General features: G+C 57.8%; 5 protein-coding genes. 4 read left to right on the top strand and 1 reads right to left on the bottom strand.

The annotated features are described in order from the left end of the window. The coding region (locus tag AC1DLB_RS21740; RefSeq protein ID WP_477785618.1) for a hypothetical protein at positions 1-192 on the bottom strand (192 nt) is incomplete at its 3' end. A 425-nt stretch (positions 193-617) separates the two neighbouring features. Between AC1DLB_RS21740 and AC1DLB_RS21735 the strand changes: the two genes are divergently transcribed. The 4 genes from AC1DLB_RS21735 to AC1DLB_RS21720 all read left to right on the top strand — a co-directional run. Next, positions 618-1241 (top strand): eCIS core domain-containing protein, encoded by a 624-nt coding sequence (locus tag AC1DLB_RS21735; protein ID WP_477743672.1) that lies wholly within the window; start codon positions 618-620, stop codon positions 1239-1241. A gap of 208 nt (positions 1242-1449) precedes the next feature. Then, entirely contained in the window at positions 1450-3489 is a 2040-nt protein-coding gene (locus AC1DLB_RS21730) for a bifunctional DedA family/phosphatase PAP2 family protein (protein ID WP_477785617.1), read from the top strand. 102 nt (positions 3490-3591) lie between these two features. Continuing rightward, the gene (locus tag AC1DLB_RS21725) at positions 3592-4536 is read left to right on the top strand and encodes a chromate resistance protein ChrB domain-containing protein (RefSeq protein ID WP_477785616.1); all 945 of its coding nucleotides are present in this window, start codon (positions 3592-3594) and stop codon (positions 4534-4536) included. Continuing rightward, a partial coding sequence (locus tag AC1DLB_RS21720; protein ID WP_477785619.1) for a chromate transporter occupies positions 4529-4698 on the top strand: 170 nt, incomplete at its 3' end. The genes AC1DLB_RS21725 and AC1DLB_RS21720, both read left to right, overlap by 8 nt.

The raw sequence follows: 4698 nt of genomic DNA, 5'->3' as shown, positions 1-4698 counted from the left end.
CAGCAACACCAGGATAGTGCCGCCGTTAAACATGATCGGATCGGCCAAGACATCATGCAACTTGGCCGCGTCTGTCAATCGCACCTTCAACTGTTGAATCATTTCCGGGGGCAAGTCCGTTACACCGCTTACATCGGGCGCGACGGGCGCGACGGGCGCGACGGGCGCTTCAAAATTGGCGTCATCTGGCATACGAAACTCTCCTGAAGGAAGAGATCAATCCGCCCAACGGCAAACTTCTAGGCATGAGGAATTCAACTAACGAGCGAGTATAGATCATGGCATGCCGAATGCGGCTGAGTGAGTCTCCATCGGCTCCGGATCTTCTCATGCTGATTGTCTGCGCCAAGTGCCGGGTGACGTGCCGAACTGGCGTTTGAATGCGCCGGCACAGAGTCGGGTAACGCCGCCCGTAGCAGGATATCGTCAAGTGGCCGATCCAAGCGATGTGGCGCGTGCGGTACTTGCAGCCAGCACTTGGTCGGTGCTGGCCTGAAAAAGCTGTGGGCTCTGAAGGCAACAAACGGTGGCCGCAACGGTCCAACGCGCGGTTGAACACCAGGTGCGAGCTACCAGAAGCATCACCTGCCGACTGCCACTACCTCTGGGAGAACCAATTGTCAGCTGTCTTTTTGCGTCAAGTTTTCCGGTTATCGGTACTGCTCTTTTCCGTTGGCACTTCGTTTTCTGCTTACGCCTGCCCAAAAGGGCAGTACGAAGTCTGCGTGGTTACTTGTTTTTGTGCTCCGGGCTCCAAAGAGGAGACCGGGTCGATTTTTGAGAACATGAGCCAAATAGCTTCCACTGGATTACAGAGTTGGATCGTGCAATCGCGCGACACCGCGGCAACTGGCGATATTCGGACAATCCCGCTGAATATCCGGGCCCAACTCGAACCCTACTATGACATTCAAGTGCTTGATTCGGCCCGCTACAAGGTAGGCGATGATGAGGAGCTGAACGCCGCAAACACCATGTTGCAGAATCCCGATGTCACTGCGGTCACCCTGATAGACATCATCGTCTTTCGCAGTGCCGATGATGCCCTTAACAATGTCGCGCTGTGGGCGCATGAATTGAAGCACGTGCAGCAGTACCAGCAATGGGGAGTTCGGGAGTTTTCCACTCGCTATACCCGTGATTACACAGCCGTCGAGGCGCCTGCTTACGAGATTCAAGCCAAGGTAGCCAGAGCGCTAAGGGCCAGCGTGGCCCAATCAGAACCTCCTCGACATCCTTGAGTTCAAAGGGCCAGGCAATCCTGCCGTCTGCTGCTCTCCATCACAGACCCCGAGAGTCTCGACGCTGGACCAAAAACAGCCGCTGGGCGAAGCGATAGTTAATGAGTAGCTATGCTTAGTCTGTTGTGCAAACTGATTGTGCAGACGGGAATTGCAGACACCCGTGTCGATCGCCGCCCCACTGGTCCTCCATAGGTAGCCGCGAAATATGACGTCCTTGGTCTCATCGATCATCGAGTTACTCACGGCGCACCCGCATATCGTGTATCTGGCCGTGTTTCTCTTGGCACTTTCCGAGTCAATCCCGATCATCGGTGTCGTCGTTCCCGGCACCGCCGTGATTCTTGCGCTCAGCACCCTGGTGCCGAGCGGCGTGTTATTGCTCTGGCCGTTGCTGATCGCCGCCACGTCAGGCGCCATTGCGGGGGATGGTCTTTCGTTCTGGCTCGGGCACCGATACCGCCGCGAGATTCTTGGCCTCTGGCCACTGAAYCGGCATCCTGAGCTGATTCAGCGCAGCGAAGCCTTTTTCAACCGTCATCGCGATAAAAGTATCTTTTTCGCGCGCTTCACACCGGGCGTCCGCGCCTTCGTTCCGCTCCTCGCCGGCACGCTGGGAATGGCGGTCAGTCGGTTCTATGCCGTCAATGTCGTGTCGGCGCTCGCCTGGGCTCCGTCGCATATCCTGCCCGGCGTGCTCGTCGGCGCGACGTTCAGCATTCTCGGTGCAGCTGCAAAGCCGCTCGCGATCTTGCTGACCGTTCTAGTCGCGGTGGGCTGGGTGGTCCTGCATATCGTGCGCTGGGCGCTGCATCGCGGCATCCCCTACTTCATCGTCGCAGTGCAGCGGTTGCGGGGCTGGACCGGCGCCCACGACACCTGGCTGAGCCGCAGTCTCACTCACTTCCTCGATCCTTCACGGCCCGAAGCACGGGCTCTCGCACTGTCGACGGTCCTGCTCGTCGGTGYCGCGTGGCTTTTCTTCGGTGTCCTTGAGGACATCATCAACGGTGACCCGTTGCTGCTTGCAGATAGCGCGATATACCGCGCGCTCCAGGATCTTCGCACTGCACCGGGCGATGCGGTGATGATCGCCATCACGGAACTCGGCGACACCAAGGTCGTGCTGGCGGTCACGATTGTTGTCTTGCTGTGGCTCATGTGGAAACGCGCCTGGCGTACGGCTGCCTATTGGCTGATTGCGATTGCCGGCGCTTCGGGGCTCACCATAGTCATCAAGGTAGCGCTGTATCGAGCTCTCCCTGCGGAACCTCTCTATTCCGGGTGGAGTGCCTTTTCCTTCCCCAGCGGCCACAGCACGATCAATGTCGTGCTATACGGTTTTCTCGCCTTCCTTATCGCGCGTGATACCCGCCCGGCACGGCGCCTCGTGGTCGCTCCTGGCGCAGCCACCCTGATATTTCTGATTGCATTCTCGCACCTCTACCTCGGGGCACATTGGCTTTCCGACGTGCTCGGGGGGCTGGCATTCGGATCCGCTTGGCTGGCGCTACTCAGCCTCTTCTACCTGCGGCGGCAGGCCGAGCACATTGGCTCAGCGGGGCTGCTCGCCCTCGGATGTGTGACACTTCTGCTCGCCGGCGGCTTCAATATCTATCGTAACCATACGACGGACAGCAGTCGTTATGCCGTCAAGGTGGGAACGTTGACCTTAGCTGCCACCGATTGGTGGACGTCGGATTGGCAGCAACTGCCGGTGCGGCGTATCGACCTCACTGGCGAGACGAATGAGCCACTGACGTTTCAGTGGGCCGGTGGTCTGCCGGAGTTGCAAGATGTCCTGCAGCGCAACGGATGGCGCACCTCAGCGGCATGGACACTGTTGAATTCCCTGAACTGGTTTACCGTCCAGGCTGACCCTGCCGATCTTCCGGTCATCCCTCTTTTCGCCAGTGGTCGCCTTCCCAGTCTGACGCTCATTCGAACGTATAACGATGATGGATCTGCCGGTTCGCGCCTGGTGCTTCGATTGTGGATCGTCGATATCGAGCTCACAAACGGGCGAACTATGCCGCTGTGGATTGGCTCGGTTGTCGAGGAGCGTTTCTATCATCCCCTGGCCCTCGTCACGTTAACGTCAACACAACCCGATGCGAATACACCGCGCAGAATGCTAGCGGCCGTTCTGGACGATGGGCGGCTCGTTTCCCGGACCGAAGGAATGGCGGATGCGTATTGGGATGGGCAGGTCCTGTTAGCTCGCACGGTGAAAAACAAAAATGAATGACCGTTCAGGGTCGTTTGCCGCCCTACTTCTGAAGGAGCGCTTCCCCATGGCCTGAATCAGGAATAAAGTAGCAAGACCTACATAAATCGTAGAAAACGCTACATGAAAAATTGGCTAGCTTTGATATTAGGTCTGCCGACTGCCAATGCCACCGAACGCATGCGTGCCTGGCGCRCACTAAAAGCCTCTGGAGCGGCGGTCTTACGCGATGGCGCCTACCTTTTACCGGATACCGCTGCCTGTCGAGAAGCGCTAACGTCTGTCGAGCGCGACATCCTGGCCATCAATGGCACCGCCTACGTCCTGCCTGTCGTTGATCCTGACGGTGAACGCTTTATTGAGCTGTTCGACCGTAGCGATGATTACAGCAAGCTAGGCGCCGAGATCGAAGCATGCCGGGCACAGCTCAATGCCGAGAATGCGCTGGTCACCACCAAGCAAATTCGCAAACTGCGTAAAGCCTACGATCAGCTGACCAGCATCGATTACTTTTCAGGCAAGCCGAAGCAGCAGGTCGACTTGGCGTTGCAGGAGCTTGAGACAGCGGTCAGCAGAGCGCTGTCTGCGGATGAGCCGCATAGCCACGACCAGCCAATCACGGCGCTGAGCCTTGGCGATTATCAATGTCGTGTCTGGGCAACGCGTAAACGCCCATGGATCGACCGCCTGGCTTGCGCCTGGTTGATTCGACGCTTCATTGATCCGCAGGCTCAGATCCTTTGGCTGAACACTCCACAGGAGTGCCCAGCCGATGCATTGGGTTTCGACTTCGATGACGCAACTTTCAGTCATGTCGGCAATCGCGTGACCTTTGAAACCCTGCAAGCCAGCTTTGAACTTCAAGAGCCGGGCCTGAACCGCATCGCTGCACTGGTGCATTACCTCGATATCGGTGGCATTCAGCCGGTGGAGGCTGCCGGCATCGAACGGGTGCTGGCAGGGCTACGCGAAACCATTGCCCATGACGACCACTTGTTGGCTGCTGCCAGCGCCATCTTTGACGGCCTGCTCGCCGAGTTCGTGAAAGAGGAACATCCCAATGATTAAGGCTTCCCCATCAGCTGTTGAAGAGGATCTGTCGAGGCCTGAACCGATCAGTTTGCGTGAGGCGTTCTGGTTCTGGCTGAAGTTGGGATTCATTAGCTTTGGCGGGCCCGCAGGACAGATCTCGATCATGCACCAGGAGTTGGTAGAGCGGCGGCGTTGGAT

The sequence above is a fragment of the Pseudomonas sp. 05N434 genome (assembly GCF_056396965.1).
This window is presented reverse-complemented; position numbering and strand designations above follow the sequence as displayed.